The 26,553-nt window shown below is 66.4% G+C and carries 29 protein-coding genes and 1 tRNA gene; 8 read left to right on the forward strand and 22 right to left on the reverse strand.

Annotation, left to right across the window (positions count from 1 at the left end; all coding sequences use genetic code 11):
- Positions 1-25: 25 nt before the first annotated feature.
- The gene (locus tag ACIPSJ_RS13560) at positions 26-457 is read right to left on the reverse strand and encodes a protein phosphatase (protein ID WP_401346250.1); all 432 of its coding nucleotides are present in this window, start codon (positions 455-457) and stop codon (positions 26-28) included.
- A 175-nt stretch (positions 458-632) separates the two neighbouring features.
- Here ACIPSJ_RS13560 and ACIPSJ_RS13565 point away from each other — a divergent pair, with 175 nt between their 5' ends.
- Positions 633-1,436 carry a nuclease-related domain-containing protein gene (locus ACIPSJ_RS13565; protein ID WP_401345637.1) on the forward strand — a complete coding sequence of 268 codons (804 nt, stop codon included), beginning with the start codon at positions 633-635 and terminating at the stop codon, positions 1,434-1,436.
- A gap of 112 nt (positions 1,437-1,548) precedes the next feature.
- On the opposite strand, the gene ligD is transcribed toward ACIPSJ_RS13565, so the two are convergent.
- Complete coding sequence (gene ligD / locus ACIPSJ_RS13570) at positions 1,549-2,433, reverse strand: non-homologous end-joining DNA ligase (protein ID WP_359220773.1); 885 nt, start codon at positions 2,431-2,433, stop codon at positions 1,549-1,551.
- 68 nt (positions 2,434-2,501) lie between these two features.
- On the opposite strand from ligD, the gene ACIPSJ_RS13575 reads away from it, so the two are divergent.
- Together ACIPSJ_RS13575 and ACIPSJ_RS13580 are read left to right on the forward strand one after the other, a co-directional pair.
- Complete coding sequence (locus ACIPSJ_RS13575; RefSeq protein ID WP_401345639.1) at positions 2,502-3,428, forward strand: Ku protein; 927 nt, start codon at positions 2,502-2,504, stop codon at positions 3,426-3,428.
- A 286-nt stretch (positions 3,429-3,714) separates the two neighbouring features.
- Positions 3,715-3,786 (forward strand) — tRNA-Arg (locus ACIPSJ_RS13580).
- A gap of 184 nt (positions 3,787-3,970) precedes the next feature.
- Here the strand turns inward: ACIPSJ_RS13580 and ACIPSJ_RS13585 are convergent.
- From ACIPSJ_RS13585 to ACIPSJ_RS13625, 9 genes are all read right to left on the reverse strand, one after another.
- The gene (locus ACIPSJ_RS13585; RefSeq protein ID WP_401345640.1) at positions 3,971-4,426 is read right to left on the reverse strand and encodes a hypothetical protein; all 456 of its coding nucleotides are present in this window, start codon (positions 4,424-4,426) and stop codon (positions 3,971-3,973) included.
- A 158-nt stretch (positions 4,427-4,584) separates the two neighbouring features.
- The gene (locus tag ACIPSJ_RS13590; RefSeq protein WP_401345642.1) at positions 4,585-5,979 is read right to left on the reverse strand and encodes a tyrosine-type recombinase/integrase; all 1,395 of its coding nucleotides are present in this window, start codon (positions 5,977-5,979) and stop codon (positions 4,585-4,587) included.
- Positions 5,976-6,188 carry a helix-turn-helix transcriptional regulator gene (locus ACIPSJ_RS13595; RefSeq protein ID WP_401345644.1) on the reverse strand — a complete coding sequence of 71 codons (213 nt, stop codon included), beginning with the start codon at positions 6,186-6,188 and terminating at the stop codon, positions 5,976-5,978. The genes ACIPSJ_RS13590 and ACIPSJ_RS13595 overlap by 4 nt, the downstream gene beginning before the upstream one ends.
- Positions 6,178-7,551: a replication initiator gene (locus ACIPSJ_RS13600; protein ID WP_401345646.1), complete on the reverse strand. Its 1,374-nt coding sequence runs from the start codon at positions 7,549-7,551 to the stop codon at positions 6,178-6,180. Before ACIPSJ_RS13600 ends, ACIPSJ_RS13595 begins: the two co-directional genes overlap by 11 nt.
- Positions 7,548-7,811: a hypothetical protein gene (locus tag ACIPSJ_RS13605; protein ID WP_401345648.1), complete on the reverse strand. Its 264-nt coding sequence runs from the start codon at positions 7,809-7,811 to the stop codon at positions 7,548-7,550. The genes ACIPSJ_RS13600 and ACIPSJ_RS13605 overlap by 4 nt, the downstream gene beginning before the upstream one ends.
- Positions 7,812-7,915: 104 nt before the next feature.
- A complete protein-coding gene (locus ACIPSJ_RS13610; protein ID WP_401345650.1) occupies positions 7,916-8,206 on the reverse strand; it encodes a hypothetical protein in 291 nt (96 codons plus the stop codon).
- 32 nt (positions 8,207-8,238) lie between these two features.
- Positions 8,239-8,433, reverse strand: a complete 195-nt coding sequence (locus ACIPSJ_RS13615; RefSeq protein WP_393799602.1) for a hypothetical protein — start codon at positions 8,431-8,433, stop codon at positions 8,239-8,241.
- 12 nt (positions 8,434-8,445) lie between these two features.
- On the reverse strand, positions 8,446-9,765 hold the full coding sequence (locus tag ACIPSJ_RS13620) for an FtsK/SpoIIIE domain-containing protein (RefSeq protein ID WP_401345652.1): 1,320 nt from the start codon (positions 9,763-9,765) through the stop codon (positions 8,446-8,448).
- On the reverse strand, positions 9,765-10,112 hold the full coding sequence (locus ACIPSJ_RS13625; RefSeq protein ID WP_401345654.1) for a hypothetical protein: 348 nt from the start codon (positions 10,110-10,112) through the stop codon (positions 9,765-9,767). Before ACIPSJ_RS13625 ends, ACIPSJ_RS13620 begins: the two co-directional genes overlap by 1 nt.
- 204 nt (positions 10,113-10,316) lie before the next feature.
- Between ACIPSJ_RS13625 and ACIPSJ_RS13630 the strand changes: the two genes are divergently transcribed.
- Positions 10,317-11,057, forward strand: coding sequence for a GntR family transcriptional regulator (locus tag ACIPSJ_RS13630; protein WP_401345656.1), 741 nt, complete (start codon positions 10,317-10,319; stop codon positions 11,055-11,057).
- A 183-nt stretch (positions 11,058-11,240) separates the two neighbouring features.
- Here the strand turns inward: ACIPSJ_RS13630 and ACIPSJ_RS13635 are convergent, their stop codons facing one another.
- Complete coding sequence (locus tag ACIPSJ_RS13635; RefSeq protein ID WP_401345658.1) at positions 11,241-14,420, reverse strand: metallophosphoesterase; 3,180 nt, start codon at positions 14,418-14,420, stop codon at positions 11,241-11,243.
- Between the two features lie 368 nt (positions 14,421-14,788).
- Between ACIPSJ_RS13635 and ACIPSJ_RS13640 the strand changes: the two genes are divergently transcribed.
- The gene (locus ACIPSJ_RS13640; RefSeq protein WP_401345660.1) at positions 14,789-15,328 is read left to right on the forward strand and encodes an SLATT domain-containing protein; all 540 of its coding nucleotides are present in this window, start codon (positions 14,789-14,791) and stop codon (positions 15,326-15,328) included.
- A 720-nt stretch (positions 15,329-16,048) separates the two neighbouring features.
- Here ACIPSJ_RS13640 and ACIPSJ_RS13645 read toward each other — a convergent pair.
- Positions 16,049-16,360 (reverse strand): hypothetical protein, encoded by a 312-nt coding sequence (locus ACIPSJ_RS13645; RefSeq protein ID WP_401345662.1) that lies wholly within the window; start codon positions 16,358-16,360, stop codon positions 16,049-16,051.
- The gene (locus ACIPSJ_RS13650) at positions 16,350-16,901 is read right to left on the reverse strand and encodes a bifunctional DNA primase/polymerase (protein WP_401346252.1); all 552 of its coding nucleotides are present in this window, start codon (positions 16,899-16,901) and stop codon (positions 16,350-16,352) included. Before ACIPSJ_RS13650 ends, ACIPSJ_RS13645 begins: the two co-directional genes overlap by 11 nt.
- A gap of 420 nt (positions 16,902-17,321) precedes the next feature.
- Between ACIPSJ_RS13650 and ACIPSJ_RS13655 the strand changes: the two genes are divergently transcribed.
- Together ACIPSJ_RS13655 and ACIPSJ_RS13660 are read left to right on the forward strand one after the other, a co-directional pair.
- Positions 17,322-18,569 carry a hypothetical protein gene (locus ACIPSJ_RS13655; RefSeq protein ID WP_401345663.1) on the forward strand — a complete coding sequence of 416 codons (1,248 nt, stop codon included), beginning with the start codon at positions 17,322-17,324 and terminating at the stop codon, positions 18,567-18,569.
- 40 nt (positions 18,570-18,609) lie between these two features.
- A complete protein-coding gene (locus ACIPSJ_RS13660; RefSeq protein ID WP_401345664.1) occupies positions 18,610-19,218 on the forward strand; it encodes a hypothetical protein in 609 nt (202 codons plus the stop codon).
- Between the two features lie 21 nt (positions 19,219-19,239).
- Here ACIPSJ_RS13660 and ACIPSJ_RS13665 read toward each other — a convergent pair whose 3' ends face one another.
- The 3 genes from ACIPSJ_RS13665 to ACIPSJ_RS13675 form a co-directional block, all read right to left on the reverse strand.
- Positions 19,240-20,169, reverse strand: a complete 930-nt coding sequence (locus ACIPSJ_RS13665; RefSeq protein WP_401345666.1) for a phosphotransferase enzyme family protein — start codon at positions 20,167-20,169, stop codon at positions 19,240-19,242.
- A gap of 396 nt (positions 20,170-20,565) precedes the next feature.
- Positions 20,566-20,988, reverse strand: a complete 423-nt coding sequence (locus ACIPSJ_RS13670; RefSeq protein WP_401345667.1) for a hypothetical protein — start codon at positions 20,986-20,988, stop codon at positions 20,566-20,568.
- A gap of 154 nt (positions 20,989-21,142) precedes the next feature.
- A complete protein-coding gene (locus tag ACIPSJ_RS13675) occupies positions 21,143-21,766 on the reverse strand; it encodes a hypothetical protein (protein WP_401345669.1) in 624 nt (207 codons plus the stop codon).
- A gap of 610 nt (positions 21,767-22,376) precedes the next feature.
- On the opposite strand from ACIPSJ_RS13675, the gene ACIPSJ_RS13680 reads away from it, so the two are divergent.
- Entirely contained in the window at positions 22,377-22,586 is a 210-nt protein-coding gene (locus ACIPSJ_RS13680; protein WP_359220763.1) for a hypothetical protein, read from the forward strand.
- Between the two features lie 145 nt (positions 22,587-22,731).
- Here the strand turns inward: ACIPSJ_RS13680 and ACIPSJ_RS13685 are convergent, their stop codons facing one another.
- From ACIPSJ_RS13685 to ACIPSJ_RS13705, 5 genes are all read right to left on the reverse strand, one after another.
- Positions 22,732-24,207 (reverse strand): sialidase family protein, encoded by a 1,476-nt coding sequence (locus ACIPSJ_RS13685; RefSeq protein WP_401345671.1) that lies wholly within the window; start codon positions 24,205-24,207, stop codon positions 22,732-22,734.
- Positions 24,208-24,539: 332 nt separating this feature from the next.
- Complete coding sequence (locus tag ACIPSJ_RS13690; protein ID WP_401345673.1) at positions 24,540-24,749, reverse strand: hypothetical protein; 210 nt, start codon at positions 24,747-24,749, stop codon at positions 24,540-24,542.
- Positions 24,750-24,807: 58 nt separating this feature from the next.
- A complete protein-coding gene (locus tag ACIPSJ_RS13695) occupies positions 24,808-25,083 on the reverse strand; it encodes a hypothetical protein (RefSeq protein ID WP_355721088.1) in 276 nt (91 codons plus the stop codon).
- Positions 25,084-26,046: 963 nt separating this feature from the next.
- The gene (locus ACIPSJ_RS13700; protein ID WP_359220754.1) at positions 26,047-26,271 is read right to left on the reverse strand and encodes a hypothetical protein; all 225 of its coding nucleotides are present in this window, start codon (positions 26,269-26,271) and stop codon (positions 26,047-26,049) included.
- Between the two features lie 63 nt (positions 26,272-26,334).
- Complete coding sequence (locus tag ACIPSJ_RS13705; protein ID WP_355721082.1) at positions 26,335-26,553, reverse strand: hypothetical protein; 219 nt, start codon at positions 26,551-26,553, stop codon at positions 26,335-26,337.

A 26,553-nucleotide genomic window follows, 5' to 3' on the forward strand; every position in this document is an offset into this window, starting at 1 on the left:
TACGGGGGCCGGTGCAGAGGAGAGGCTACTCGGCGAGGTCCTCGAGCAGTCGGGCGGTGGACAGACCGGCCCGCAGATAGGCGACGAACAGCTCGTTGTGCAGCGCCCACGGCGAGCGCCGGGCCCGCACCAGCCGGATCGCCTCCTCGGCCGTACACCCCCGGTGCACCAGCGTCTGCGCGACCACCAGCCCCGACCGGTTGTACCCGCTGTAGCAGCGCACCAGCACCGACCGCCCGGCGTCCAGGGCCTCGCTCGCCGCCCGCGCCAGCCGCATCACACCCGCCAGCTGCGTCCCGTCCAGCGGCCCGTCCGGTATCGGCCACACATGGTGCTCGATCCCGTCACCGGGCCCGTGTCCGGGCAGCCGCAGCAGACTCTGCACCACGTCGAACTCGTCCCGTACGACGGCGGACTCCAGCCGCCCCGAACGCCCCCGGAACTCGTGGCCGCCCATCCACAGCCCGGCCACCACCTCGCTCCACGGACTGTCCGGAGCCGGTACCTCGTACTGCTCCTCACGGATCCGCACCGGCGCCTCCCCGTCGCGCGCGCCAACCCCTGTCAAAGGTAGCCGGGTTCTTGCCCCTGGAGCACCCCGCCTGTTCCCATGGTCGAGGGGTGATGTCGCAATGAGCGGACTGCGCGTGGTGCCGACCTGGCGGCACGGCCAGGAGCGGCTGTACGTCTGCCGCCCGGACGGACGGAACATCGCCTGGTACGACCGTGAGGCGGGCCGGGTCAACGTGCTCAGCGAGGAGCGCCTGGACGACGTACTCGAAACCCTGCGGCCCTTCCTGACCGGCCCGGTCACGGTCGGCCCGCCCCCGGTGCCCACGCCCGCCGAGCTGGCGCGGCTGACCCTGCACCCCGACGACGACCTGGCGCCCAACCGCCCCGGCGAGGCGCTGCTGATCGCCCTCGACCGGGACCCCGGCCCGGCCCACCGGCTCCGCCCGGACCCGCGCCGCCGTGCCCTGGCCGCCGAACAGACCGTCGGCGACGCGCTGGACCGCCTGGACGGCGCCGGCTGGCACGCCCTGCACTCCGTCCCGCTCCCCGGCGGCGACCGCCTCCACCACCTGCTGATCGGCCCCGGCGGCATCTTCTGCGTGCACGCGCTCTCCGCCCGCAGGCAGAAGGTCCTGGTCGCCGACCCGATGGTCACCCTGGGCCGCCGCGACCCCCAGCCCCTGCTGCGCCGCCTCCGCGCCCACGCCGACCGTGCCTCGTACGCCCTCACGGCCGAGGTCCGCCCCGTCCTCGCCCTCACCGAACCGGCGGACGTCACCTTCACCGCCCCGCCCCGCGAGGTCCGCGTCCTCCGCGACCGGGACCTGGACGCCCTGTCCCGCCTCGGCGGCGTCCTCAAACCGGCGGACGTGGAGGCCCTGCACGCGATGGCGCGGGACCGGAACACGTGGGGGAGGGTGTAGGCGCCCGACGGCCCCGGCGCGACCCTTCAGAGCGGCGGGGCCTCACGCAACCTCAGCGCACCGGGAGGCGCTCGCCCCCCCCACACGTCCTCGATTCGGCGGGCACACGTCCTCAAGGCAGCGGGGTCGCCCGCCCCGCGTCCAGCAGCGGCGCCAGCAGATCCCCGTGGTCCTGGACGCGCGGCGCGATGTCCCCCGCCCGGAATTCCAGCTGCCGCCCCGCTGCCCGGCACTCCGCGACCTCCTCCCACGTCACGGGCGCCGACACCGTCTCCGTCCGCCGCGCCCGTACCGTGTACGGCGTGGCCGTCGTCTTCCGCCCCGCGTTCTGACTCCAGTCCACGAACACCTTCCCGGGCCGCAGACTCCGCGTCATCCGGTGCAGCACCAGCCCCGGCAACGCGCGCTCCGCCTCCACCGCCACCCCCTTCGCGTACTCGCTCACCCGCGCGCTGCTCGCCCCCCGCACCCCCGCCAGCAGATGCAGCCCCTTCGACCCGGCCGTCTTGGCGTACGCCTCGATCCCGTCCGCCGCCAGCCGCTCCCGCAGCCACAGCGCGACCTCGCAGCACTCCACCACCGAGGCCGGCGCCCCCGGATCCAGGTCGAACACCAGCCGGTCCGCCTCGTCCGGCGCCTGGGCCCGCCACTGATGCGTATGGAACTCGGTGACCAGATTCGCCGCCCACATCAGACTCGCGAGGTCCTGCACCAGCACCATCCGCGCCGCCCCCTCCGACCGCGCCACCTCGACGGTCGTGACCCACTCGGGCGTACCCGGCGGCACGTTCTTGGTGAAGAACACCTGACCGTCCGGCCCGTCCGGATAACGCAGGAAGGACACCGGCCGGTCCCGCAGATGCGGCAGCAGCACCCCGGCCGTCGTCGCGTAGTAGTGCAACAGCTCGCCCTTGGTGAACCCGGTCGCCGGATACAGCACCTTCTCCAGATTGCTGAGCGCGACCCTCCGCCCGTCCACCTCAGTGATCGGCGTCATACGATGACAATCTCACACAAACCTCTCCTGCCCCGACCCCCCCGACCGTCGGCCGGAAGGAGCCACAAGTGCGATCCATCTGGAACGGCGCGATCTCCTTCGGTCTCGTCAGCATCCCGATCAAGCTGGTGAACGCCACGGAGAGCCACTCGATCTCCTTCCGCCAGGTCCACACCGAGGACAACGGCCGCATCCGCTACCGCAAGTTCTGCGAGCTGGAGGACCGCGAGGTCACCCAGTCGGAGATCGGCAAGGGGTACGAGGACGCCGACGGCACGATCATCCCGATCACCGACGACGACCTCTCCCACCTGCCCATCCCCACCGCCCGCACCATCGAGATCGTGGCCTTCGTCCCGGCCGAGCGCATCGACCCGCTCCAGATGGACGCGGCGTACTACCTGGCCGCCTCCGGCGCCCCCGCAGCCAAGCCGTACACCCTGCTCCGCGAGGCCCTGAAACGCAGCCACAAGGTCGCCATCGCCAAATACGCCCTCCGCGGCCGCGAACGCCTCGGCATGCTCCGCGTCGTCGGCGACGCCATCGCCATGCACGGCCTCCTCTGGCCCGACGAGGTCCGCGCCCCCGAGGGCATCGCCCCCGACACCGACGTCACCGTCCGCGACAAGGAACTCGACCTCGCCGACGCCCTCATGGACACCCTCGGCGAGGTCGACCTGGAGGACCTCCACGACGAGTACCGCGACGCACTGGAAGAGGTCATCGCCGCAAAGGCGGCGGGCGAGACCCCACCGGAAACCCCCTCCACCGCACCGGCCGGCAAGGTCCTCGACCTGATGGCAGCCCTGGAGAAGAGCGTGCGAGCAGCGAAGGAGTCGCGAGGAGAGCCGGCGGAGGCGGAGATCACCCCACTACCCAGCAAGAAGCAGACGCCGAAGAAGACCACAGCCAAGAAGACAACCCCGAAGAAGCCCACAACAACGAAGAAGCCCACGACGGCAAAAAAGACCACCCCCCGCAAACGCCCCGCCTAACACCAACACACCCCAAACCAACGCACCGAACCACACAGTCAGCCCCCAGCCGCACGCATACCCTCTCCCCCCGACATCGAAAGCCACGACGACACCACCCACCACCGTCCCTGCCGCCGGCATCCGCGGAGCCGGACCCCCTGCAGCCTGGCGCAACCCTCACGCCAGCCACGATCAGCTTCGCCCCACCCCAAGCCCACCCACCGCCCGGAAACCCGTTCATGAACACCCCGCACGAGCTGGTAGTGTTCTACCCGTCGCCGCGAGCAAGCGCTCAACGCCAGACGCCCCCGTAGCTCAGGGGATAGAGCAACGGCCTCCGGAGCCGTGTGCGCAGGTTCGAATCCTGCCGGGGGCACTTCGCATGAGGTGCCTAAAGACCCCGCCGCCAGCGTGTTCGCTGGGTGCGGGGTCTTGTTGTTGGTGCAGGGGGATGCGGCTCGACGCAGCCTCATGACAGTGATCACGTAATGACGACGTAATGATCTTGTCGGGCTTTCAGGCAGGTCAATGGCATCTTTCAGGCCCTCCGAGGCAACCTCCTAAAGATCCAAAGCAGCAACGAAGACAGAGAATGTGGGCGCCACGACGCGCCACTCGTATGACACGGGGTCCGTCCGGACGTAGCTGCCCACAACCCGTGGGTCCGCGGGGTCGGTGCGGTAGTCGAGGGCCAGGGCGACATCATCGCCCAGCACGCGGTTCACCGCGATGAAGAACGCCTGCTCGACGTCCAGCCAGGGCAGTTCGACCGGCGTCTCCTGGCTACTGCCCCACGCCACGTGCAGAAAGGCGGAGTACGGCTCGTCGTCGAAGGTGTCCAGTGACCTGGACTCGGATTCCATCTGCTCCGTGCTTCTCAGGAAGTCAAGTGGACTCTCGAACCACGGGATCAGTCTCGCCATCTCGACGTCGCCCGGATGGCGCCACCGGCCCTGATCGAGCAGGAACGTCAGCTGTGCGGGCAAGGTCAGCCCCCGGACCGTCGCGTACTCCATGACGGACAGCGTGGCACAGCCGGTGTCGACCTCGACGGCCCTTGGCCAGCCACTACTGATCAACTGCTCAGCACACCGGTATGAACTCCCTGTCCCAAGATGAGCGCGAGCTCCGGATCTCTCCGGAGCTCGCGCTCATCGCAGTCCTGCGGGCCGTTTCACGTCTCGTTCTCGGTGTCGTCCTCCTCCCCCAGACCCTTCAGGATCCGGTCGTTCATCACCTGCTCCTGGCCATCGATGCACTTGGCGTAGATCTTCAGGAGGACGTCCACCGAGTGGCCTGCGCGAGCCGCCACCTCTGGGGCGGGAACGCCCGAGTTGAGCCACTGGGAGACGCCCGCGTGCCGGAGGTCGTACGGACGAGCCGCCAGGACGGAGCCGACCTGTTCGGGTGGGAACGCCAAGGCTCGGGCCTGCTTCCACGCGCGCGAGTACGACGAGGCGGCGATCACGTTGCCCCGCTCGCTGGAGAACAGCCGGCCGTCGTCGGCCGTACCGAACTCCTTGATGTGATCCTGAAGCAGTCGCACGAGCGGGGGCGGTATCGGCACGATGCGTACCTCACCGTCCGCCCGCTGCTTCAGGCCGCGCCGATCGTGTGCCTCGCCGGAGTCGGTCCACGCCTTACCGGCGGTGGGCCTGGTCTCTGCCAGATCAATCCGGCCCCAGCCCCTTTCCGGAAGCGTGCAGTCCGAGAGTCGCAGTCCGAGCGCCTCACCGGGGCGCATGGCCGCGTAGTACAGGCAGCCGAAGAACGCCCGTAACCGCCGGCCGCTCGCCCGCTCATACCCTCCGACGTACGTGACCGCCGCCATCAACTCCCGCGCCTGCCGGGGGTTGACCACGACCCGACGGTCAACCTCCTGCACCGCTCGCTTCCCCCTCTTACGCCGCACTCGGCTCAGCGGGTTCGAGGGCAGCGCCTCCAGCTCAACCCCGTATTCGAGAACGTTGAAGACCACCGCACGCCGCCGACGGTACGTCTGCGTCGCCGCAGGCTTGCCGTCGAGCTTCCGCGTGAGCGCGTCGATCAGGTCGTGCACCCGGGTGATCTCCTGAAGCTCGGCCACCGGGAGCGACGCCTTCTCGATCCATTTCGCTGCTGCCGTGATCTCCTCGGGCCGCTCGCGGTCCCTCCGAGGCGGAGGCAGGACGTACGAACGCAGTGCCCGCCGCAGATCCGCCGGGACAGGACGCCCCCGGACCGACTTGACCAGCGCGGGCATGACCGTTGCCAGGGCATCCGTCATACTGTCCCGCTGCTTCGCTGACGCCTCGGGCCACCGGGCATCGAGGTACCTCAGCGCCAGCTCCAACAAGGACAGAGCGGCCTTGCCCCCGCGCAGGGAGTCGGGCAGACCGGTCACCGTGTCGAAGGGCTCGCCCTTGTCCGCCGCCCGAAGCAGCTTCGCCCGGAAGCGATCGGCGAGCGCCGTGGTCTTGTGCGACTCGTGGAACGGCTCGCCGTCCACGGACCACCGGACGAGGTACGTCGGTTTCTTCGCCGAACGGTTGATGCTGAGCTTCCAGATGACGACCTTGTACGACTTCACGACGCCGCCCCCTCCGCCCGCTCCTCCAACCAGTCGTTCAGCACGTCCCGCCGAACCCGGAGCTCCCCGTTCGGCAACCGGATGCATGCAGGGGCGATACGCAGTTCCCGCCAGCGGTAGAAGGTGCGCCGGGAGATACCGCCCAGTTCGTCGAGCACCTGCCGCACGGTGAGCAGCTCAGCCGCCCTACCTCGGTTCTCACGCGCCATGACGACCACCGCCGTCCCGCACAGCGGCAGCCAGGAGCGCCGCCGCCGGCGAATAGCCGCGCCCCGCGTAGCGCCACTGGCCGACCGTGACGGTCGAGCAGTCGGCCAGACCGAGGGACGCCCGCTGCTGCTCCGCGCGATGGTCGGCACTGGCCTGCCGAAGCGCGGTCAACGTGGTCGAGTACCGGCGTGACTTGGTCGAGAAGTGCCCGCCGTACCCGAGCATGTGAGCCCAACGGCGCAGCCCGAGCGACTCGAACTCCGGCAGGCCACCGAGCCACCAGCACGTGCCGATCATGCGCAGCACGTGTGCTCGCACGGGCAGCATGACCAGGTCCCGCGCGTGATAGATCCGACCGTCCACCGCGCCAGCGGACTCCGCCCCCTTCGTGGCGTACTTGGCGATGTAGCCCGCCACGGCCGCCGCGGAGGCAGGCCGCTCCTCTGCATCCGGTCGGTACGTGGTGACCGGTCGTGCGTCGACCTGCTTGCCGAAGCGGATCTCCCGGTGACCGACGACGCCCGCCCCCGGAGCGGTCAGCTGCACCCGGCCGGCCACCGCCCTCACGGCATCCATTAGGACCGGCACGGTCGCCCAGCCCGGCGGGGACGAGTCGGGACCGTCCGGTCCGTCGAGCCGGATCACGCCATGGAAGTGGACCAAGCCGCGCCGCTGGTATTCGGCGACCTTCGCGTACGAGAGCCGAGCGACTTCCCCGAACTCCGTGCGCGACACCCCGACCCGCCGTGCGACCTCCCGCCGTAGCTCCAGCCCGAACCGGTGCCAGAGCCGACCAGCGAGCGCATGCCAGAGGACGGCGCCCGCGTAGTCGTAGCAGCGCGGGCAGAGCGGTTCACCGAGGCGGGGATCGTCGGCCGAGTGGTGCGCACGGCATCCGATGGGATACCCGTGGGGGCAGCGCTCTCCGGGCCGACGGGGACGACAGGCGCGTACGAGCCCGTCGCGTTCCCGGCGCGTGTGGACCGGGCCGAAGCCGGGAGCGGTGAGCGTGGCGAACACGCGCGGGTGCCCGCTGACCGCCTCCGTGACGTTCTTGCCGCCGACGAGTCCGGCCCGGACGAGTTGGTACGTGTCCGCCCGGTACAGCGCCGAGCAGGCAGGGCAGACCGTTGCCCGCCGGTTGCCACAAGCGATCAGCATTCGACCGCCGTAGACGTCCGACCCGTACGAGAGCAGAGCCGTGCCGGTGGTTGTGTCGAAGACAGTCGCCGAACCGACCAGGTGAATCGGATTGGTGCAGCCACCGAGCCGGACTATGTTCCGGCGCCAAGCGGCGAACTCCGGTTCCGCAGCCCTGGCGACCAGGGCCGCAGCGCTCCCCGGTACGAGAGAGGTGGTCATCGGCGACCACCCCCGCCGCCACCGAACGCGTGCCCCATCACGGCCGAGATGCCCTCCGGCCGAGTCTTGGCGCTGAAGCGCAGCGTCGGATCCGTGAGCCAGAGCGCCGCAGCGTGCGCGGGGCACAGGCGGTGCTCCGTGTCGTCGAGCCCAACGAGGACGATCTGTTCCCGTCCGGCGCAGGTCGAGACCTCCGAGTCACGCTGCCTGAGTTCGCAGTCGGGCAGCGGGGATTTGCGCGAATGATGCGCGCTGGTCAAAGTGTGAGTGCTCCTTTCACTGCTCATGTGGCGGATGGAGTGGGTTCCTGACGGGGTCGGGTTTGGCGACTTCGCGCCCCGTCGGGAGCCCTTCGTACGGGCGATCACTGCTGTTCCTCGGGCGGGATCGCGACTACGACGTACGCGATCGGTCCGAACTCACGGCGTGCGTCGAAGTACCCCTGGCCGAGGTCCTCCGTCGGCACGCCGAGCGGAGCGGCAACGGACTCCACTCCCTCTCGCCGACCGGCGGAGTCGGATGCGTCCACCAGGACGGCGACGGGTGCACGCCGCGGTACGACGACCGCGGGGTTGGCTGTCAGGAAGTCGATCAGCTCCCGCAGACCGGCCAGGAACTCGGCGCGATCACCGGAGCGGATGACGTACGCGGACACGGGGTGTCCCCCTCTCGGGTCAACGGGGTTTTTCAGAAGCGGAGTTGGCCGAGGAAGCCGTTCACGCCGTCGAGGACCGTCTGAACGAACGGTGCCGCCACGGTTTTGGCCAGCAGGAAGCCGAAGGCTCCGCAGAGCAGCGTGTCGGCCCACCTCAGGTACCGGATGCGCAGGAGGAACCAGATCAGCAGGCCGAGCAGCAGAGCGGCGGACATGGACACCAGCACGACAGGCCCCTTTCACAGCGCTTCGACGTGCAGCTCGGACAGGACGGGAGTCAGGTGCGCGTACTCGGCAGCGACGGCTTCGGCCTCCGCTTCCGTGATCAGGTGTGACCGGGCTCGTTCCCAGCCGTCGCCGGAGGCGAGGACGGCCGTACCGGCCTGTTCCGGGGTGATGGCCTGCGCCACCTTGAGCGCGTCCGGGTTGAGGTCGCCGAGCGCCATTTCGGCCGTACCGGGGTCGGCGACGCGATGGCAGACCCGGCCGCCGAGTTGTGCCCGCAGGGCGGTGACGCCGGGCCCCAGGTCGGAACCGACACGCTGGCCGGCGACGACCAGGAACACCCCGAGGGCCGCGCCCAGTTGGGCCAGTCGGATGAGCGCAGTTCCGGCCGCCTGCGCTTCGTCCTTCTCGTTCCGGTTCGCGACGAGGAACAGTTCCGCCAGCTCATCGACGATCACGACGACGGGAACAGGGCGTTCCTCGTCGGGCAACCCCCAGATGTTGCGGACGCGAGCCGCTCGGCAGACGGTCATCCGGTCGAGGGTCATGTCCACGAGCGCGGTCAGCAGCCGGACCGCCTGTTCGCGGTTGGTGGCGAGGGCCGACAAACGCGGCTCGTAGAGGGACAGTTCCATGCCGCCCTTGCAGTCGATCCCGACGAGGGCGACGTGCTGCGGAGCCAGACCGGCCACGAGGGCGTTGATCAGGGTGGACTTGCCGGAACGGGTGGCCCCCACGATCAGCCAGTGAGGCACGCGCCGCAGGTCGACCACCCACGCGACCCCGGTCTCCAGCACGCCCACGGCCACCCGCAGCAGATGACCGGGCCCCCGCTGCTTCGGAACCCGGGGATCGGCCAATGGATCGGCCGCCGACGCGACGATCCGTACGACCCCTGGCTTCCAGGAGGTCACCCGCACCGCGTGAACCTGCCAGTCCTCCGCCATGGCGGGCGCAGCCTTGACGAAGTCCTCCGGCACCTGGCCCGGCAGCAGTCGCACCAGCACGACGAAGCCTCCGGAGGCCGGTCGTATGAGACCGTGCCGGGGTACTCGCGGCTGCGGCGGAGGCGCCCCGTTGCCGACGAGCCCGGACACGACGGTCAACGCCGGCCGCCGACTCACGGCGAGGCCGCACCCGGCCATCAGAGGCCGCCAGGTCCGCATGACCCGTAAGGCGGCGGCCGGGAAGCCGAGTAACAACCACCATGCGATGGGGTAGCGGCGGCGCAGGGCCGGGCCCGCCAGAAGCAGACCCAACCCCAGCGCTGCGGCCACCACCAGAACCCAACTCGGCCCGGTGGAACCGGCCGAAGTGGTGGCGGCGAAGTTCATCACTGCCCGGCCCCCTTACCCGCCGGAGCGGGAGCGCTCAGAGGCCGAATCTCCGCCGCGCGGAAGGCGATGCCGTGCCGTCCCTCGTTCTCCCAGGGTGTTGCGACCAGGTCGCGCACGGCGACCGGCATGCCGAGCTGCACACCGGCCGGCTCACCGGCCACGCTCACGTTCACGACGTCCGCCGACGCTCCGGCCATCAGGCAGAGGCCGACTTGGTACATGGTCTTGCCGGTCTCACGGTCCACCCGCAGCTGACCGGTCTCTCGGTTGGCGACCCGCGGAGCCGGGGGCACGGCGCAGATGATCCCCGTGTACTTCGCGGTGTCGATCGGAAGGCTTGCCACTGTTCGTCTCTCCTCGTCTCAGGCACCCGGAGGCCGATCCTCCGGGCTGCTAGACCACCCGTACTACGGGTGACACCAACAAGAGTGGCGACCCGTAGTACGGGTTGTCAACCGCCTTCGAGTGGGAGAAGCTATGACCATCCATGGACGGCACGTACCAACCACGGATGGAAGAAGCAGCGACCACGGCCACGGAGGGCCCGCATGCCGCCGAAGGACACGCAGCCGAAGTACCGGCAGATCGCCGACTACCTGCGCGATGGCATCTTGGACGGCACCTTCCCGGCCGGCCAACCGCTTCCGTCGGAGGAGGCGTTGGCGAAGCAGTTCGGCGTGACGCGCCCCACAGTCCGTCAGGGCCTGGCCGAGCTAAGAGCGTCCGGTCTCGTCGAGGCCATCATGGGCCGCGGCACCTTCGCCCGCTCCCCGCACAGCCGCCCCGGCCTCACCCGCCCGCGCGGCGTACGACGAGCATCGGACGGCCGCTACATCGAGGCCGACGGCATCCGCTGGACCGACGCCGAACCACCAGTCGCGACCCGCACCGACGCCCCGTTGGTCCTCGCGGACCTGCTCCGCATTCCGCCGGGCGAGCCGATATTCACGTACGACGCCCTACAGACGGCAGACAACGGCCACCTCCGCCAACTCCACCGGACGTACGTGCCGTTCTCGGTGCTCATCGACACCAAGTACGAGGAAGAGGCGCCTCCGCCGGCACCGGAGCTCTACTCCGCGCTCGCCGACCTGGGCCACGAACTCCACTTCACCGAGTACATCCGCACCCGCATGCCCCTACCAGACCAGGCCCAGGCACTGCGACTGTCGGACGGGGTGCCACTCCTGCACGTCCTCCGCGTGACCCTCACGGAGGGGGACAAGCCCTTGGCCCTGGAGGAATTCCACCTACCGGGCGACGAGTTGGAACTGTCCTTCAGGCTGTAGTCAGGGCTCTGGTGGCTCACACTTTCTCTACATTATCAAGGCGGCTCGCTCTGCGAGCCGCGCCCGGGCCCGGCTGATACACCGGCCGCTGTGCACCACCAGAAAATACTGATAGTGCATGGCGACTTTTTCACAACACCGGCAGGAGCGGCCCCTCGCAATGGGCTTGGCCGCCCACTGAGACTAAATCCCGGGTCCTATGAGTCCATCGGACTCTCCACTTGCAGACGTCGGGCTAATCATTTTTCGTTGACGTTGATTACGAAGCTCTCGACCGATTCGTGCACGAACCTCCTCACGAACTGCGTTATCCGGAAACGTCCGCAAAGAAACCAGGCAGGATGAGATTATTCCCTCCAGTTCCCGTTGACGACCAGGCTGAGTATTCGGATCCATATAAACTCCGGTGGAAATAAACCGGATAGCCTCTTGAACAGCCTTCCTTTCTCCGTGTCGACGCAGAACTTCCTTCGCGTACTTAACCCATTCCGGGTGATTTATTTGCTGCGAAAAAAGTACCCCTAGGAGGGCTCGCCCCGGATCGGCGGTGAAATTATCGTCCTTCATCGCCTCCGAAATCCCCTGAGAAAGTCGTGCAGTAGCCATCGAGTCAGCCATGGCAGCCCAAGCGGACAAAATTGGGGCCAAAACCATGACCCGCTCCACTATCTCAGCGGTATCGTCCTCCGACACACCAGCGGTGCGCAGCATGCCCTCTAGGATATCCGAGGAAGTGAAGAACTCTCGCATGTTCCCGGATATTATAGCGGCGAAATTAGCCCTCCCCTCAATCGCATCTCGAAGGACGCTGCTCTTCAGCGGTATGTCCTGCACCAGCTCACTGTTGCGCAAGACAGACGACATGAGATCCAAAGACTCCGCAAAATCGGCGAACTTGTTTCTGCGCCGAACGATTTCCTCATCTTCATCTCTGATGGAGAAGAGTGCGTCCATCTGATCGAGCATGTCCTCGATATCCCGTTCCGATTCCTCCGAATCGCCCGGAGTGGACTTTTCTGACGGGATCACCTTACTCAAGAGCTTTGCAGTATCGTCGTCGCCTCCCCAACCTTCTTTGAGCGCCGTACTTGCAAATAGGTCGACACCCCCCAGGCCCATATTGTCGCGACACTCCGTATAGAGATCCCACACATGCCGCAAGAGCTCTTTGTCGCTTCGCCTGAGTGCGGCAACATGACGGATTACAGGCGCGTACAACAACGCATCTGATAGGACGAGTTGTCGAAGGTCATCCGAGTCTTGAACTCCCTGTGCAGCCAGGAGGTACATAAACATAAGATGCCGAAAATAAATCTTTTGATCTCGCTCCACGAGAACGCGCCGCGCGACAAATGATTTGATTACATCACCCGGAGGCTCAGACCAACCAACAGCCTCAAAGTAGTCCAGAAGAAACCGTTCGACTTCTATGCGGGGCAGGCGTCTGACGTTATCTCTGATAAACTTCTCCGCCAGGCAAGAAAGGATGTGCTGTCGCTGCCTGTAGTCGAGTTTGTGATCACGCTCCTCGCCTTCTTCTCCGCGCCCCAGGAGCATTCCCAGATAAGCCTCCAAGACCGCTGTATCGTTTTCTCCCTGGGCCACCGATTTTCCTGCGGCTACGATAGAAACGAGTGCGGCGATAATAGAGGGTGTACGCGGGAGACGCTCGCGCTTCAGAAGCGACAGGACAGCTCCTACAGTTTCTTCCGCATGTTCCGTCCCCGATAGCGCGACAAGACTTCTAATCTCTCGGCGACCAAATACACCCAAGTAGCGCGTGCATGGTGTGATACCTTCACTTTGGAGCAACTCCACTATCAAGTTCTCGTCGTCTCGTCGACAACCGATAGCGAATATGTGGTCTGGCTGCGCGCGAATAAATTCCATAATGCGCTGGGTCTTACGGGTGCGCGCCACATCAGTAACATCGATGGCCAAAGCCATCTTAGGCAGGGGATCTCTCGGCCCAGCGGGGATGCCCGCAAGAGCCAATTCTTTACGTACAGCCGCCGACAGTGGGTCCTTGCCCGGCCCAATTTCTCCTTTATCGACCAAGACAGGTGTCAGGTTAGGGTCCAGGGCGTAAGCTTGATAGACGAGCCACTGCAGTGCACTTGTGAGCCCACTGGAATCTTCACCCACAAATACAAAATGCCTGTCGGTTGCAAGTCGTTCCCTGACGTCATCCCGTTCAATCGCATTGACGCCTTCCTCCGGGTCACTTGCTGACAGGTATTGTTCCAACGGCAGAGGGAGTAGGACTGGCGGGATCAACAGATCATTGATATTTGCGTCCGCAGGGCTATCCACGGCCAGAATGCTTCGTTCTTTAACGGTGTCCAGCAACGCCGACGCAGCGAGGTCGGCGGAGCTGTGAGTTATCGCGACAGAGGCAATCTGTTGTGTTTCTTCAAAGCTGAAATTTATTTCTCCTCCTGGCGCAATATTCACCGCCATGTCGAAGTCATCGCGCATCTCGTAGTAAGTGCGCATACCCACATTGCCGCCGGACAAATCTGGCTTAACATTTATGATCGAGTAGGAATTTTCGTACTCGCGAGAGTTATACAGAGAACCTGCTGCACTGTGAACAAGATTTCCAAGGGTGCCCTGTATGGCGCGAGGTTCATTGACGTGTGTGTGTCCCGTGCATAGAATCTGAAAGCCCTTGTTCAGTTCGCGCTTTGCGTCGTTCTGATCGAACTCAGCCAGCCAGTCAATCGGATGATGCATTACCGCGATGCGTATGTCCGCCCCAGCCGCAGCGTCGGCCGCCATCGAAAGCTGCCGGTCGCCCACTATCAGGTGCGCGCGATCCGCGTCGTCGCCGGCTCCCGTAGCCCTCCACGCCGAGTTTAGCGTCACGACGGCAACGGATTTCCCTTCAACGGAGAATCTATGGACAGACGCCAATGGAGATATATTCTCAACTTCAGCGCCTTCGTAGTAATCCTCGTGAAATTGTCGCCACGGGCGCATCCTGTCGATCGCCCTCATGAGGTTGCTTTCGCTATCTAGGAGATAATTTACAGAGCCTCGATCTGAGAGTCGAGCGCGCATCCCGTCTTCGGCATATTCATCAATAAGTGAAATATCGACATCGTGATTGCCTGGGGCGATAATAATTCGAGAACGATCAAGCGATAGCATTTCTTGAATCGGGTCAAGCAAGTGGCTGCGGGCAAAACTGAACTGATCCGCCTGTGCGCTGAAAGCTATATCTCCACTGAGTATAACGGCATCAATCTGCTCTTGCGTGTGCTGCAATTTCAAATCACGCAAGAACGCGTTCACGATCTTGCCTTGGTCTGCTTGCCACGCAGGGCGGATGTGAAGATCGCTAATGTGGAGTATGCGCATGGCTTGAATCCCAGTCCGTGTCAGCAACGTGTGGATGCCGTTAGAGGGGACACTACGCTGGGTCGGATCCTCGCGGACCCGCTTGTCGAACCTGCCTGCACAGCATGGTCCCAAAAATATAGTCAATTTTACCGTAAAGGTAAAATCGCACATATGGCGCATAATGCTATATATAGCCCTTTATTGCTGGTGCCGACCCGACTCCTGTGGTCATGCGGTGTAAGGAAAAGGCAGGATAGTATGCGCTCCTACTTCAGTGACTTGTGCGATCAGAAAGCAGGGGGTCGACGGTGTGGTCTCGGCGGATATCAGACTTGCATCCCTCCAGGTTGAAGGGATTTCCATCCCCTCAGGACAGTCGCCTAGCGATGGTTGTTGAACTTTTCACCCTCGCCGAGAGCTACGTGATCGATACTTCCATATGGTATCTTGAGCGCCGAATATCGCCTTCCCGGAAATCCAAGCTTCTCCGCGCTGTCGCGGCAGTGTCCGTAATTATCGGAGCGGTTTTGCCATTGATACATTCAGCGGCGCCCGCTCTGGTGTCTGCGGAATGGGGCTTCGTCTTTCTTGCCTTGGGTGGCGGGGCTGTACTATTTGATCGGGTTTTTGGGTACTCGGCATCCTGGACTCGATACATCAAGGCCGGACTCCTTCTGCAACAGTCTCTGGCGGATGCTCAAATCAAGTTTTCAAGGGCCTATCTGTCTGTAAATATCGAATCTCCCACTGGTCAAGAGATAAATTCTTTGCTGGATATAGTTTCAGCTCTTCGAGGGGAAGCCGGCAAGGCAGTCGAAGACGAGACCAATTCGTGGACTGGTTACATTTCCGAAAGCGTGGAGGAGCTGACACGGTCCACAGGCAGGGGGGCTTCGATTTCCGTGCAAGCGAAAAGTGATCGGTAGGCCTTGGTGGAGGTCGGCAGGGCCTTCAACATGGCTAAGGCCCGAAGGGGTGCAGCGAGACACACGCGTGCCTGATCGGTCGGCGCACCGACCATTTTGGCTGGCTTTCTTTGGCGGAGGAACCTACTAAACCCAGTTGGGGCCTCTGTCCAGCGTTTGATCAAGAATGGCAGCGCTCCAGGCATGCGCCGGCCTGCCGCTTCGTCCGGGCTGCGGCGCTGGGGCGCCGGTCCCGGCCGAGCGGCAGACGACAGACGAAGGGTCGGCGTGCAGCAGAAGGCCCCGCACATCGGCCGTCGGGGGAGGCGACGATGTGCGGGGCCGGCCCGGTCGACCGCAGGAGCCTGCCAGCACTGCGGCCGACCGGAGTCTCATCGGTCGATAGGTTCAGGCTGCTGATGACCTTCGGCGGATTGGGCGCCTCGCTGTCGGCAGTGCGTCGGGGCTCGTCTCCGCCTCTGCCGCGAGGCCCGAAGTGATCAATTCGGCCAGCACCATTGCCGCCTCCGGCCGGATGGTCCCAAGGTGTACCAGGCCGTCGCCGGAGACATTCACGTCAGCCGCGAGGCCAGGGAAGTCCGACTCCACACCCAGGGCCGATAGTTGTGCGGCCAAAGCGCGTGCGCTGCGTCGAGCCTGACCCCAACCACGGACGTAAGGAACTCCGGGCATCAGGTTCTCGGCGCGCTTGGCGACGACTCCCCGTCGGTCGGTCATGGCTCAGTCCTCTCCTGCGCGATGTTCGGTGGCGCCGTCGCCGCTCTTCTCAAGCCGCTGCACGCCCGTAGCCAGCCCCAGGCGCAGCAACTCGGCCAGCCGCTCCGCGGTCGCCGGCGAAATCCGCCCGAGTTCGACCAGGCCGTGCCCGAAGGCGTTCAAGTCGGCGCGCAGATAGGGGAAGTCTTTCTCCATCCCCGCGCGGATCAAGGCGTCTCGTAGAGCGGTCGTGGCATTGCGAGCGGCATACCAGCCGTCCCTTTCCAAAGGTGACCAGGTGGCAGCGTCTCGCCGTTCCGAGGTGTCATCCGGCATCGGCCGCGCTCCCCTCGAATGTGGCCTGAGCCAAGGCAGCGGCAGACGGGTAGCGCTCCCCATACCGGTCCACACGAGCGAGCAGTTCGGCGGAAGCAACGAGCATCGTGGCCAAGGCGACCGGGCGGAGCGGGTTGGCGATCGGTCGACGGGTCGGGGCACGGAGCCACTCGTAACGGTCACCGGGCATAGGCATAGGGCCGGGGACGACGACCACCGATCCGCCGCTCAGGTAGCGGTACGAAGGGGGAGTGCCCTCTTCGCGTTCGAGGTAGTGAGTGAAGTCCTCCCGGCTCTGTGAACCAAGGAAGAAGCCCACCCGCCGGCTCCGGTGATCGAGCACCGTCGGGCCGAACGGCAGTCCTCGCCGAAGCAGCTGATCGAACGCCTCCATACCGACTCGCTGCTCGACGGTCACCATGTCGAAGAGGTGGCCGGTCGGGAGCATGTAGGGCGCCTGAGGATCGTCCGCCCAGGTAGCCCGGCAGTCCGTAGGATCGTCAGCGGCAGCGGAGAGCCATTCGATGCCCCTCCTCGTCATCCTCTGCACGTCATCTCACCTCGGTCAGAACCGGAGACAGTTGCGGCTGCGACGCCGCCTTGTGTCCAGAGTCGAGGTCAGCCCCCTGGCCAGGGCAGATGACGAGAGGTGACGGGGGATGACGCGTCACGCGTGGACGCGTCATCCCCCGTCATGGGGCCAACGCCCTTCGGTCTCTGACTACTTGCAGCGCGCGGTCATGAACAGCGCGTACATTCGGTCGTAAGGTCAGAGAACCGTGCGCCCCGGAAGTCGCGCCCGTTCACAGGCGGGGAGGGAATGGTCACGTCTTCGCTGGAATCGACCAGCGTTCGCTTACGGCAAGCCCGCGTGACCCGAGGCTGGAGCCAGCCGCGGTTGGTCCGGGAGTTACGCCAGGCTGCCATGCGCCGTGGCCATCAGCTCCCGTCCGACGCGAGCGTGAAGCGCCGCGTCGCCAGCTGGGAGAACGGACACAGCGTGCCGGACGACTTCTACGGTCCGCTTCTGTGCGAGGTCTACGATCTCAGCGCCGCCGAGCTGGGGCTGAACCACGAAGGCGAGCGGGACACGGGCCTCTTGGACGCCAGCTACCCCGGGAGCCCCGAAGGAGCGATCGAGACCGTCGGTCAGTTGTGGCGCGCCGATCTCAACCGGTACGAGCCTCTGCTGCAGGCCGAGCCGTCCGAGCCAGCTTGGAACGAGGCGTCGCTTCGGTGGTTGGTCGCGCCCGAGCCGGCTGTTCCTCAGCAGCGTCGGGACGGCATGCGCGTCGGTCTCGGAGATGTGGCCGCCATCAAGACCACCGCGGACATGTTCGCCCAGTTGGACGACCGGTTCGGCGGCGACCATGCACGGCATGCAGCTGTGCAGTACCTCAGCACCGAAGTGACGCCACTCCTCCGTGGGCAGTACAACGAACAGGTTGGCCGAGCTCTCTTCTCCACCGTGGCGGAGGCAACGCTCCTGGCCGGTTGGATGTCCTACGACGCCTGTCGGCACGGCTTGGCACAGAGGTACTTCCTCCAAGCTCTCCGGTTGGCCCAGGACGCCAATGACCGCCGACTCGCCGGAAGCATTCTGTCCGCCATGAGCCATCAGGCAACGTTCCTCGGCCGATATACGCAGGGTGCGACGCTCGCCCGTGCTGCTCTCATGGGTATCTCTCCCGTGGCCACGCCCACGCTTCGCGCCCAGTTCCACGCCATGGAGGCACGCGCGCTTGCCCGGACTGGAGACGTTCGGGCTTGTGAAGCCGCCTTGAGCGCGGCTACGAAGGCGCTGGAGAGCCGGAACAACGACGACGAGCCCGAGTGGATCAGTTATTTCGACGAGGCAGAGCTTGCTGCAGAGGCCGCCCACTGCTTCCGTGACGTCAACAGCGCCCGGCAGGCCGTCGCTCATGCCGAGAACGCCATGAGCGGCAGCCATGTCCGGAGTGACTTCTTCGCAACCATGGTTCTCGCCGACGCCCACCTCCGCGCCGGCGACGTCGAGGAGGCATGCCGGGTGGCACTTGACGCGCTGGACCTGGGCGAGCAGCTCAAATCGGCGCGATGCGTCAGCTATCTTGCGGAGTTCCGTCAGAACCTCGCGGTGGCCAGCAGCAGCGCCGATGCGCAGGCGTTCACCGAGCAAGCCAGGGAACACAGGTTATGGGTGGCGGCAGCCCCGACATCGGCAGTCTAATTCTCACCCAGATCGCCCAGCACGGAGAGAGGATCTATTCATGGGTGACCTGCTGACGCCCATCATCGCGGCTGCTTCAGCTCTGCTGGGCGTCGGTCTGACCGGCGCCATTAATGCTCGCTCCGATAAACGCAAGGACAAAGCTCTTGAGCGGCAGCAATTGCATCAGGAGGCCGTTCAGGAGCGCAATCACATACGTGAGCTTCATGCGGAACATAAGAAATGGCTGCGCGAGCAAAGACTGGCCGCGTATCAGTCGCTGTTGACTGCCATGGCCCAAGCGCGTGAGGCAAATTGGCAATACTTCAACGTGCTGCAATCGACTTCCTCCCCCTCGCCCGACTCTCAGGAGAAGAGAACCGCAGCGCGACAAGCACGCAGCGTGGCCAGTCAAGCAAGCCACACAGTCCAGTTGGAGGGCCCTGAGCCGGTCTCAGCTGTTGCTGTGCGCTGCCTGGCAATCATGGAGCTTGAATACGAACGTGTTGCCACTCTCGTAGAGGGCGCGCTCACCAACAACCTGAGCCCGCAAAGGGAAGCGGAAATACGCGCGGCATTCACGGACGGCGATCAGGAGTATAGCGATGTCATGGACCTGTTCGTTGAGACCGCAAGAGGAGCACTCGGCGAGATCCTAGCCGTCGGCTAGGGCCGGCAGTGTAGATAATCACTAGAACGGGCCCCATTCGTCCCGCCCCTGTCCGGTGCGAAGGGACCGCACCCGACGAGCGAATTCCGCCGCGGCTGAGTCGCTGGTCGTGACCTGGTGGCCGAGCCACGCGACCATCATCAGCTCGCGCAGGTCGGCGAGGGTGTCGTACCCAGGCCAGTTCATCAGGTCGAAGCCGTAGCGATGAACGAACTCCGCGTACTCCGCCTCGGTGTGCCAGTGGTAACGCTCGTAGAACATCGCCGTCAGGACCAGATCCCACTCACGCGGAGCGAGCGCGACGCCGTCGAGATCGATGAGCACAGCGTGCCCGTCGCGGTGGCGGAGGATGTTTCCGATATTGGCGTCGCCATGGATCATGCCGAAGGGGAGGACGAAGTCCAGCCGGTCGTAGTCCTTGGCGAGTCTTGTCGCTCGCTCGTCCAGGAACGTCCGGTCCTCATCCGAGATGCCGTCGAGGCCTTCCATGGACGCCGTCAGCTTGGCCAGCGGGTCGAAGTACGGCAGGCCGAGAGAATCGGGTTCTTCGAGCCAGTGTAGACGGCGGAGCAGGTCGGCCAACTCGCCGACCGTTGCGTACTCCTCGCGCTCCTGGACGCTCTCCCAGAAGGTGACCACGCGGTCGGCGATGACGAGCGGCTGGGCTATCGAGGCCGGCACGCGCATGGCGGGGAAGTCCTGTGTCTCCAGCCACCTGGCCGCGCCCACGGCTCGATCCATCTCAGTGAGGACGGAAGGATCACGCGCGATGCGGATTACGACGGGTAACGAGGTGAGACGGTAGACGGCGTTCGAACCGAGCCGCAGCAGCTCGGCGTCTCGGGAGTCCAGCCCGGCCGTCGCGCAAGCCTCCTGGAGCACGGGCCCCAAGCCCTCCGCAGTGAACTCCGTGCCGTCGCCGTCCGGTCGCCCGCTGCTACCCGAGATCATGCCTCGACCATACGGGCCGGGCCGGGACCTCAACAGGGCACCCGCGTAATAGGGGCGTAATGATCTTGCGTGGCGGAGTCCTGGCGATGCCTTCCGCCGCAGGTCACAGGATCAATCGCGTCAGCAGCTCATCTGGGCTCCGGAGCCGTGTGCGCAGGTTCGAATCCTGCCGGGGGCACTTCGTATGAGGTGCCTAAAGACCCCGTCACCAGCGGAAACGCTGAGGTCGGGGTCTTCGCGTATGTGCAGTCAGATGCAGCCCGAAGCGGCTCCATGTCGGGGTCTGTGGGCGAGGCGCGGACGGGGTCTTGGGGCATCACGCCAGGTGAGGCTCGCAAATCGACGTACCCTCGGAACAGGTGCGGGGCCACATCGCCAGGCGCTACTGGTTCCCTGCTAGTCGGTGGTGACGCCCCAGTACCCCATGCGCACGGGCCTACCGTCGCGGTAGAGCACTGTGCAATTCCCTTGGCTTCGGCCCGGGAAGTCCAACCACCCGGAGTCGAGAGCGGCGTTCCACTCCTCGTAGGTGGGCCGGCCGTGAGGAGCCCACGCGCGCACCTCACTATCGGTGAGCGGCCGCATGAACGGACCGTCGTCCGTGTCCTCGGCTTCGATCATGAGGGGGAAGTCCAGCACGGTTCCCGTGCCCCCGGTGAAGATGTACTCCTGCCACTCCGGGTCGTGCCAGAGTTGCTCAACGGACCGTCCCCCGAAGCCGCGGCTGTCCCGCGCCAGCTCGTCTTCCTGGGCCTGCCGGAACGCGGCCGCCAGATCACGCTGATACGGGCCAGTGCGGGCCCATTCGTCGCCGCCCATCCGCATCCTCCCTCCGTTCGAAGTGCTTGATCGAAAGCGGAGTGTAGGAGACGGCACTGACAGGTCATCTCGCCCAGCCGGGGGTCAAGCTCATGCTTTGAAGACCACCCACAGAACACGCATCGAGTACGGCGCTTCGCTGGGACGCACCGGCTCATGCCCGGATCCAAGCCTGACGATGGCGAGCTACGCCGTACACCCGCTCGACCTGCTCGGCCGTCAGCACCCCGGAAAGCGGCGCCAGTGCCGCCACTTCAGGCTCCCTGTACACACGTACGCTGAGCTGCGTGGCGACCACGTTCAAATCGGTCACACCGACAAAGACGAGCATCGGTTCCACCGGTACGGGAAAGCCGCAATAGTGCTCAAGCACGCGAGCTACTCGCTTGGCCTCAGCCCGGCTTTTACGCGCATAGGGTGCCGGCTTCCCGTGATCGACCTTGACTGAGTCGTCACCGACCTCCTGCCAAACCCGGTAGTAGGTCGAGGACGGGACGGTCGTCAGGAGATTCCGAGCCGGTTCGGGGTTCGCGACAACGCGAGGATCGACCTGGTTGGAGACCTTCGGCTTCTGTCGGCGGACGGCCGTGATCGGGTTCTCGCGCAGCTCCCCCAGGTCGACCGCATAGTTGGCAGCGTTGACAAGGGTCCGCCGCTTACGCCGCACTGTCTCGGCTGCCGCAGCCTTGCCGTCGAGCTCGAGTTTCAGCGAGTCAAGCACCGCACGGGCCGTGGCCGGTTCAGCAAGATCGGTCAGCAGTCGCGATGCCTTCGACACCCAGTGAAGGCCGATCGGACGGCCGTCCAGCCCGCTCGTCGAGGAGCTCCACGGTCACGCTGGTGAGTGACTCATTGATGCCGTTGCGCGTATTGGGGGCGGCGTGGGGCCATTTCATGGCGAGGTATCGGGGGGCGAAGTCGTATCAGGACACAGCCGACTTCTTCGGTTCCTTCGAGTCCGGAAGCCCGGATGCCTTGTCGAACTCCTCGCCGGTGCACACAGCAATCAGCCACCTGACGTAGGGGAGTGGTGCGGTGTAGCTGGGGTGGTTCTCTACAGGGTGCACACGGGCAAGACAGGCGAGTGCTGGCCCCCAGGGAGTGAACCTCGCGGAGTGGCTGACGGGCACGCTGGCAGGAAGCCTGACGGTGGACACAGTGCTGGAGAGCCAGCCCACTTCGTAGACCAGCTTGAGCCCACTACCTGCTTGGGCCGGTGTGTTCCTGCAGGCCGGGAGCAATTTCGGGGCCAGGGGCGCCGCACCGCCGCGCACCCGGTAGCGACATCGCGATATCACCCGAATGGCCCAACGTGACGTGCCACCCACTTGGGTGAAGATCAAACTGGCTAGTGCCCCGACCGAGGTAATCCGTGAAAGGGGAACCACATGCGCATTCGTCGAATCCTCGCCGCCGTCATCGCTACGGCAGCCCTCGCCGGACTCGGCCTCGCAGGCGCCGCCACCGCCACCGCCGCCACGGCACAGGGTGCCTCGTCCTACGTCACCCCTTCTCAGTGCAATCAGGGCGGCGGAACGGCCGATCTGGCGAACAACGTCTGCAAGGGCGGTACGCACGACGGGGAGACGATCGACTGAAACCCACAAGGCGCCCCGCAGCCACGCGCCGCGGGGCGCCCGCCCCCGCGCGAGCGTGAGCGTAGGGGGAGTCGCAGGGACCGTGCCGACCCGTCGGGCACGTCAGACAGGTCCGAGTCGACCCACCTCGCGGCGTCCGTGTCGGTCAGGGGGTGCGGAGGCTGCCGGTGTACACGTCCGTACGGTTCTGCGGGGCGCCGGAGTTGGTGAGGGTGAGCACGGGCCGTACGCCCTTGCCGTCCGCTGCCAGGCCTTGGTAGTCGCCGAGGAAGTAGCCCCCGGAGAACGGTGCCTGGAGCCAGTCGAAGACCCGGGAGATCCGTCGTTCGGTCCGGAGTTTCGGGTTTCCGTGCCGGAGCGTGGCCAGTTGGTAGGCGGTGGGGAGGGTGGTGGTGTTGCCGGGCTTGAGGAAGCGCAGGTCGTAGTAGGTGAGCGCGACCGTGCCCGCCTCGGTGACCGCGATCGACGGGGAGAAGGCCGGAACGTTCTTGGGGCTGATCAGCTCCGGGGTTCCCCAGGTGTGTCCGCCGTCGGTGGACCGTACAAGCTGGACGGAGTCGAACTTTCCGCCGGAGAAGTCCGCGCCCTCGTAGGCCATGTAGAGCGTGCCTGTCGTGGGGTCGACGGCCGGGCTCGGCAGGGTGGTCCCGTCGCGCAGCGGTTTGGCGGGGTCGTTCGGGTCGACCTCCGGTACGGAGGTGTCCCGGGCCACGGTGACCGGGGCGCTCCAGGTCTCTCCGGCGTCGGTCGAGGTGACCATCTGGTAGTGGGCCTCGACGACGGTGGTCAGGTCGTCGGCGTAGGTGATCCGGTCGAAGAAGTCGTACAGGGTGCCGGTGCGCCGGTCGGCGACGATCAGATGGCCGATGGTCTGGGTGTTGGGTACGGCGCTGGTGTCGACGAACCGGCGGGCCTCGCTCCAGGTGCGGCCGCCGTCGCGGGTGAGGGAGATGTAGCCGGGGCCGTCGAGGGAGCTGGGGCCGGGCGGGTCGTTGTCGAGGCGGTTCCAGACCTGGTAGGCGGTGCCCTTGCGGACCGGGTCGGCGGTGAGGGAGGGCTTGTCGTTGAAGAACGGCTGCTCGTCGACGTGCGTGGTGGTGAGGTTCCGCCACGTGCGGCCGCCGTCGCGGGAGGTGGCGGCCAGGAGGGCGGTGCGCGTGCTCTTCGTGAAGTCGACGCCCTCCCCGCCGGCGTAGACCGTGCCGTCCGGTCCGGTGCTCACCCAGGGGTCGGTGGCCCGTTCGTAGTCCGCGCCGCCGGGAGCGCACAGGCTGAACGGCAGCGTGCTCCGGTGGAACGTGCGGCCGTCCGTGGACCAGCCGGCCACCAGGCCACGGGCGCCGCCGTCGTTCCAGCGGTCCTGCTGGAACACGGTGACCACGCGCCTCGGGTCACGCGGATCGACGGACAGGTACGGCTCGACCTCGGTGCCCGGGTGGACGACGCTGTCGGCGGACCTCGCTCCGATGGTGCACTTCGCGTACGGGTCGCCGTGGGACACCTTGACCAGCAGTGGTGTGCCGTCGGGGTTGCGTTCCGCCGCGGCGGGAGTCGTGCCGGTGACCGTGACGAGCAGCAGCGCGGCGGTGGTGACGGCGGTCAGGGGCAGGCGGACGCGCATGCGGGATCTCCTCCGGGCCTGTCGGCCTGCGTACGGGTCCGCCGTCATCGGGGCGGGCCGGGGCGCGGAGGTGTACCGCCGGAACGCGAGGGTGGGGCGACTCCGCCTGGTCCTTTTCGGCGTGGCGGCCGGGGCCCTTGATGGGCCGAACGACGGAGTCGTCGCCGGGGTCGTGCCCCGGGTCGTCCCCCGGGTCGTCCCCGGGTTGTCCAGGAGCGCGGCGGAGCCGACCGGCGGGTGCACTGTGCCGGTCGGCTCCTTGGTCTGGCTGTGCTGTTACGGCGCTGACGCCATGCCCACCCGTGCCGGTCGCCCTGCGGTGCGGCGACCGGTCAGGTGATCGTCTGCGTGGTCCCGTCGGGCAGCGAGCAGACGTAGCCGGCGTAGGGGCGTGCGACGACCTGCCCGCCGGCGGCCGTGCAGTCGTCTCTGGAGATGTTCGGAGACGAGGCGGCGGCCCCGGCGCCGACAGCGCCGACGGCGCTCACGCCGGCAAGGGTCGCCGCGGCCAGGGCGAGGCCCAGGATTCTTCGTATGCGCATGACTTCCTCCTCCTCTTGGGCGCCGCGTCCGGGCGGTGACTGCCCGGGCGCGGAGAGGCTAACGCGGTTCGTGGGCCGCGGCCCGGCAGGCAGCGGTCGCGGCGCCGCCCGCCACTCCGGCCCCGGTCAGCCCGGTCACGCAACTCTGCAGGTCTCCGACCACGCCACGGCCGCAGGCCGCTGTGACCGAGTCGGAGGCGGTGGCACCGGCCAGTTCGGCCATCTTCGTGCAGGCGGGGATGTCCGCCCGGGCCGCGGGAGCGGCGAGTACCACACCGCCGAAGGTGAGGGTCAGGCCGGTGACGGCACCGGCGATACGGGTCGACGTGCGCATGGGACGCACCTGCCTTCCGGGCTGGTCGCGCGCTCCTGGCCCCGGCGGGCCGGATCCACGCGGTACGGCCGCCTGGCGACGCTCGGTGAGTGGTGCCCGGCCGGTGGGTTCACCGACCCACCGCACGATTCCGAGCCGCCGCATCCATCGCATCCGTACCGGAACGGGGTCGCCAGGCCGAAGGAGAGGGCCCCGGACCGGTCGAGACGCGCGCGGACCGCCACTCGCCGGTCCCTCACTCCAGCGTCGCATCCTCTTCCCCGCCCGTCCTGGGCATCCGAGGGGCCAGGCGGAACCGGGTTTCCTCGGGTCGGTCCGTCCTCGGGTCGGTCCGTCATCGGGTCGGTCCGTCACGGCTCGGTCCGTCCTCGGGTCGGTCCGCCGTCGAAGGCGGCGTCCGGCCACGCCCTGGGGGATCGTCCGGCATGCTGATGGTCATGACCATGTACCGAAAGGCCGATGCCGCGTAGGCGGCCCGGCGTGCTGCGCGCCGAACAGGAACCTCGCGTTGAGTGGAGCGTGCCGCCAGGCCGCATCCACGGTCTCTCCGCCCGAACCAGCGCCGCGATCGACCGCATGGAGCGGCTCTCGGGCGACTACTACGTCTACCCCGGTGCCACCGACCGCGCTCTGCGACGGTATCGGGCCTTCCTGCGAGTGCCGGGGCGACGGCCTCTCTACCCGCGGGATCCGGAGTGCTCGTGCCGGGGCTGTTCCTTCGACGATGTGCGCCATGCCCGTGACGTCCTCGCTGAGGTCGTGCGGCAGTTGCCGCTGCGGCCTCGGGCGGAGCTGGCACACACCGTGCGTGCCCTGGACGACAGGTATGTGATGCGTACGCTGCCGGATCCGTTCGCCGCTGACCGGCAGTGGGGTTCTGAGCTGTGGTGGAGGCGTCGGCTGGCCGGCGGGTAGGAGGCTCGCCGCGCAAGTCCCGTCCACGCCAGCTGATGTGACGGTGTGTCAGCCATCTGTCTCCGGCCCCCAGCGCTCCGGCCCCACCCCGCGCCAATCGATCCACGGTGCTTCCGCGACCTCCGCCGGGTCGACCTCCAGTCCGGCTCGGCGGAGGAACTCGGCGAGGTCGGTGGCGTTGTGGGCGAGGCCGAGGATCTCGCCGTCGACGCGTACGCGGCGGCCGCCCGTGGGGGACGGGGGATGCACGATCACGCGTATCGGTCCGGCCATGCCTTCAGGATCTTCCGGGACGTACGGTCCCGCACTCCGGCTTGTCATTCGGGGACCCTCGGTTCAGTGTCCGGACGGCGGGACGTGCCGCGGGTGGCGCAGCTCCCACCATGCCGCGGGGCTCGGTCGCCGTTGCTGCCAGTAAGGGTGGAAGAACAGCTGGGTCGACAGCCGATGCAGCCGTCGGCGCAGCTCGGTGCGGCCGGGCCGCTCGGCGAGCTGCCGGTAGGTGGCGCTCCATTCCTGCTGCGCCCGGGCCAGGTCGGCGGGAAACGATCGCAT

Origin of the sequence: Streptomyces sp. NPDC090088 (assembly GCF_044747345.1) — a bacterium.
In the GTDB taxonomy this organism is placed as follows: domain Bacteria; phylum Actinomycetota; class Actinomycetes; order Streptomycetales; family Streptomycetaceae; genus Streptomyces.

Bases quoted from the DNA above. Each gene is read 5' to 3' on its own strand.
- ACIPSJ_RS13560 (WP_401346250.1), bottom strand. From the start codon at position 457: ATGGGCGGCCACGAGTTCCGGGGGCGTTCGGGGCGGCTGGAGTCCGCC.
- ACIPSJ_RS13565 (WP_401345637.1), top strand. From the start codon at position 633: ATGAGCGGACTGCGCGTGGTGCCGACCTGGCGGCACGGCCAGGAGCGG.
- ligD (WP_359220773.1), bottom strand. From the start codon at position 2,433: ATGACGCCGATCACTGAGGTGGACGGGCGGAGGGTCGCGCTCAGCAAT.
- ACIPSJ_RS13585 (WP_401345640.1), bottom strand. From the start codon at position 4,426: ATGGAGTACGCGACGGTCCGGGGGCTGACCTTGCCCGCACAGCTGACG.
- ACIPSJ_RS13595 (WP_401345644.1), bottom strand. From the start codon at position 6,188: ATGGCGCGTGAGAACCGAGGTAGGGCGGCTGAGCTGCTCACCGTGCGG.
- ACIPSJ_RS13600 (WP_401345646.1), bottom strand. From the start codon at position 7,551: ATGACCACCTCTCTCGTACCGGGGAGCGCTGCGGCCCTGGTCGCCAGG.
- ACIPSJ_RS13620 (WP_401345652.1), bottom strand. From the start codon at position 9,765: ATGAACTTCGCCGCCACCACTTCGGCCGGTTCCACCGGGCCGAGTTGG.
- ACIPSJ_RS13630 (WP_401345656.1), top strand. From the start codon at position 10,317: ATGCCGCCGAAGGACACGCAGCCGAAGTACCGGCAGATCGCCGACTAC.
- ACIPSJ_RS13635 (WP_401345658.1), bottom strand. From the start codon at position 14,420: ATGCGCATACTCCACATTAGCGATCTTCACATCCGCCCTGCGTGGCAA.
- ACIPSJ_RS13640 (WP_401345660.1), top strand. From the start codon at position 14,789: ATGGTTGTTGAACTTTTCACCCTCGCCGAGAGCTACGTGATCGATACT.
- ACIPSJ_RS13645 (WP_401345662.1), bottom strand. From the start codon at position 16,360: ATGCCGGATGACACCTCGGAACGGCGAGACGCTGCCACCTGGTCACCT.
- ACIPSJ_RS13650 (WP_401346252.1), bottom strand. From the start codon at position 16,901: ATGACGAGGAGGGGCATCGAATGGCTCTCCGCTGCCGCTGACGATCCT.
- ACIPSJ_RS13660 (WP_401345664.1), top strand. From the start codon at position 18,610: ATGGGTGACCTGCTGACGCCCATCATCGCGGCTGCTTCAGCTCTGCTG.
- ACIPSJ_RS13665 (WP_401345666.1), bottom strand. From the start codon at position 20,169: ATGATCTCGGGTAGCAGCGGGCGACCGGACGGCGACGGCACGGAGTTC.
- ACIPSJ_RS13670 (WP_401345667.1), bottom strand. From the start codon at position 20,988: ATGGGCGGCGACGAATGGGCCCGCACTGGCCCGTATCAGCGTGATCTG.
- ACIPSJ_RS13680 (WP_359220763.1), top strand. From the start codon at position 22,377: ATGCGCATTCGTCGAATCCTCGCCGCCGTCATCGCTACGGCAGCCCTC.
- ACIPSJ_RS13685 (WP_401345671.1), bottom strand. From the start codon at position 24,207: ATGCGCGTCCGCCTGCCCCTGACCGCCGTCACCACCGCCGCGCTGCTG.
- ACIPSJ_RS13690 (WP_401345673.1), bottom strand. From the start codon at position 24,749: ATGCGCATACGAAGAATCCTGGGCCTCGCCCTGGCCGCGGCGACCCTT.
- ACIPSJ_RS13695 (WP_355721088.1), bottom strand. From the start codon at position 25,083: ATGCGCACGTCGACCCGTATCGCCGGTGCCGTCACCGGCCTGACCCTC.
- ACIPSJ_RS13700 (WP_359220754.1), bottom strand. From the start codon at position 26,271: ATGGCCGGACCGATACGCGTGATCGTGCATCCCCCGTCCCCCACGGGC.
- ACIPSJ_RS13705 (WP_355721082.1), bottom strand. From the start codon at position 26,553: ATGCGATCGTTTCCCGCCGACCTGGCCCGGGCGCAGCAGGAATGGAGC.